This is a genomic window from Syntrophorhabdaceae bacterium (assembly GCA_028713955.1).
Lineage (GTDB): Bacteria > Desulfobacterota > Syntrophorhabdia > Syntrophorhabdales > Syntrophorhabdaceae > UBA5609.
Window position 1 is genome coordinate 1 of sequence record JAQTNJ010000299.1, and the last position, 3,409, is coordinate 3,409.

3 protein-coding genes are annotated in these 3,409 nt (G+C 49.8%); all 3 read left to right on the forward strand.

The window, feature by feature from the left end; genetic code table 11:
- The coding region (locus PHU49_16070; GenBank protein ID MDD5245526.1) for an arginase family protein at positions 1-421 on the forward strand (421 nt) is incomplete at its 5' end.
- Positions 422-461: 40 nt separating this feature from the next.
- Positions 462-1,700: a saccharopine dehydrogenase family protein gene (locus tag PHU49_16075; GenBank protein ID MDD5245527.1), complete on the forward strand. Its 1,239-nt coding sequence runs from the start codon at positions 462-464 to the stop codon at positions 1,698-1,700.
- A 221-nt stretch (positions 1,701-1,921) separates the two neighbouring features.
- Entirely contained in the window at positions 1,922-3,262 is a 1,341-nt protein-coding gene (gene nspC / locus PHU49_16080; protein ID MDD5245528.1) for a carboxynorspermidine decarboxylase, read from the forward strand.
- Positions 3,263-3,409 lie beyond the last annotated feature (147 nt).

Consider the following 3,409-nt stretch of genomic DNA (forward strand, 5'->3'; position numbering starts at 1 on the left):
TGTAAGGGAATTTACCAGGAACATCGTCTCCGTGGGAATACGCAGCATGGATGCCTCGGAACGCCCGGGCATCGACAGTAAAAGGATGTTTTTTGCGCACACAATACACAATTCCGACAAATGGATAAATGACGTAGTTTCTTTGCTCACTGATAACGTTTATATCACCATTGATCTTGATGTCTTTGATCCGGGTATCATGCCGTCAACGGGGACACCGGAGCCGGGGGGCTTAGGCTGGTATCAGGTTATAAAGCTCCTCTCTTCTGTTGCGGGATCAAAACGGATCGTCGGGTTTGATGTTGTTGAGCTTTGCCCGTCATCTTCCAGGGCTCCCGATTTCCTGGCCGCGAAATTGATCTACACGCTCTTAAGCTATATCTACGTGAGCACTGGAAGGCATGAGAGAGATTCAATATAAAACGGAGTAAGCGGAATTTGATAATCAGGAGACTATTTTTATGAACAATGCGAGGAACAGCGGAAGGATAATGATCATCGGGGCCGGGGGAGTCGCTACAGTTGCGGCGCACAAATGCGCGCAGGTGCCCGAGGTGTTCAAGGGGATAATGGTTGCGAGCAGGACGTACTCAAAGTGTGAAGCAATACAGAAGGATATCAGGCAGAGATACGGCAGGGACATAGAGACGGCACATGTGGATGCCGACAATGTAGCGGAACTGACAGCCCTGATCAATTTATTCCGGCCCGACCTCGTCCTTAATCTCGCGCTCCCCTATCAGGATCTGCATATAATGGATGCGTGCCTCGCGACAGCGGTCAATTACATGGACACGGCAAATTACGAACCGCCGGATGAGGCGCACTTTGAATACAGCTGGCAATGGGCATACCAGGAGAGGTTTAAAGAAAAGGGGATCATGGCGGTCCTCGGTTCGGGATTTGACCCCGGCGTGACGAATGTCTATACCGCCTATGCGCAGAAACACCTGTTCGACGAGATCAATTACTTAGACATACTGGATTGCAATGCCGGAAGCCACGGTCATGCCTTCGCGACGAACTTCAACCCTGAGATCAATATCCGGGAAGTGACACAGACGGTGAGACACTGGGAAAACGGCAAGTGGGTCGAGACGCCTGCGATCATCGAGGAGGGCAGCGTACATTTCGGCTTTGATTACCCGGTGGCGGGAATAAAAGAGAGCTATCTTCTTTACCACGAAGAACTGGAATCACTGGCCCTGAATATACGGGGACTGAAAAGGGCCAGGTTCTGGATGACGTTCTCAGATAATTATCTCAACCACCTGAGGGTGCTCAGGAACGTGGGCATGACGCGGATAGACGAGGTTGACTACGAAGGGCGCGCAATAGTCCCGGTAAAGTTTCTCAAGGCCCTGCTGCCCGAACCTGCCTCTCTCGGAACAGGATATACGGGGAAGACGGTCATCGGCAACATCATGACCGGCAAAAAGGACGGGGAGACAATAACAAAATATATCTACAATGTCTGCGACCATGAAGAGGCCTTCAGGGAGACCGGAACGCAGGCAATAGCCTATACGACCGGTGTCCCCGCGATGATCGGGGCGATGTTGGTGCTCACCGGTGTCTGGCAAGGGACAGGGGTCTACAACATGGAACAGATGGATCCGGACAAATTCATGGAGGCGCTCAACAGATACGGGCTGCCGTGGAAGGTGGTCGAGCATGAACCGCTACCGGACAAAATGTGAGATGAACATGGTTAATAGCCCATGGCTCAGAGCAAGAACTTGACAGACAGCAAGTAGCAGACAGGATAGTCAATGAATAACCAATCACCAATAACCAAGCTCCAAATAATACCCAATAACCAATTTTTCAATAACCAAACCGGACTTTCCTTAGTGATCCTGACCCGGAGATGTTTTTGGGTGCAAAATGTTATGATAGTGATTTGCCAGGTTGGAAAACGTTGAGTATTGAAAAAAAGATCGAAGAGATGATCGGGGCGGTTGCGGCGAAGGATATCGTCGCTGCGGGCAGGTACCACGCGTTATCCGCAGAGGCGAGAAGGAAGGTACTGGGGGCGCTGGACAAAAACGGGCTCAAGGCATTGACTCAGTTGATTAAAGAGTCAAAGAGGAAAAGTTTCAAGGCGGCGGATAAACGATTTCTTGCTATTGCGAAAGGCGATATATCAACGCCCGTTTACCTCTTGGATGAAACCCTTATCGAGGAGAACATGCTGGTCATGCAGTATGTAAAAGACCGTACAGGCTGCAATATACTGCACGCATTGAAGGCGTATGCATCGTTCGCTACCTTTCCGATGATGAGCAGGTATCTCGATGGAACATGCGCGAGCGGACTTCATGAGGCGAGGCTCGGTTACGAGGAGTTCGGGAAAGAGGTGCATACATTCTCGGCGGCATACAGAGAAAAAGAGATCAGGCAGATACTGGAGTACTCCGATGTTGTCATATTCAATTCTTTTTACCAGCTTCAGCAATATGGACCGCTGGCAAGGAAAGAAGGCCTGGAGATCGGTGTAAGGGTCAATCCAGGTTATTCTGAGGTCACCACAGAGATGTATAACCCTTGTGCGCCCAATTCGAGGCTGGGTGTGGTCTATAATGCATTTGAAAGGGAATTCCCGGGGTACAGAGAGATGGTCGACGGGCTTCATTTTCATGCCATGTGCGAGCAGAACTCAGACGTCCTTGAAAGGGTCCTTAGATCCTTTGAAAAACTCTATGGACAATGCATCAAAGGATTGAAATGGGTAAATTTCGGGGGCGGCCACCACATAACGCGTGACGATTACGATCTGGAGCGTCTCATCAAACTCATCAATGTGTTCAAAAAAAGATATGGGGTGCAGGTATATCTCGAACCTGGTGAAGCGAGCGTCCTGAATGCGGGAGTCCTGGTCTCTTCTGCGCTGGACATTGTAAAAAACAGGAAAGGGATCGCGATCATGGACGTGTCAGCAGAGACGCATATGCCGGACGTGCTGCTTATGCCTTACAGGCCCAACATAATGAATTCAGCGGAGCCCTATGTAAAGCCATTTACCTACAGGCTTGCCGGACCGAGCTGTCTTGCCGGGGATGTGATAGGCGATTATTCCTTCAATGAGCCGCTGAAAAGAGGAGACAGGCTGGTCTTTACCGACATGGCGCTTTACAGCATAGTGAAAAACACCACCTTTAACGGAATTGACTTGCCCGATATTGCGGTGATAAGACGCGGGGGGAGGGTGGAAGTGGTGAAGAGATTCGGTTATAAGGATTATCGAAACAGACAATCATGAGAGAAATGCAGCAAAGAGCGGAGAGCTGAGGGCAGAGAGATAAATCCCGTAAGGTATGGGAGGATGATAGACTTTTCATATCCTGCTATGGTAATTTTTATAGAGAGAAGGAGACAATGAAGATGTGCAGAGCAGTGGTCATCGCGG

What these genes read in the sequence shown, in the direction of transcription:
- PHU49_16075 (MDD5245527.1), top strand. Translation starts at nt 462, where the DNA reads ATGAACAATGCGAGGAACAGCGGAAGGATAATGATCATCGGGGCCGGG.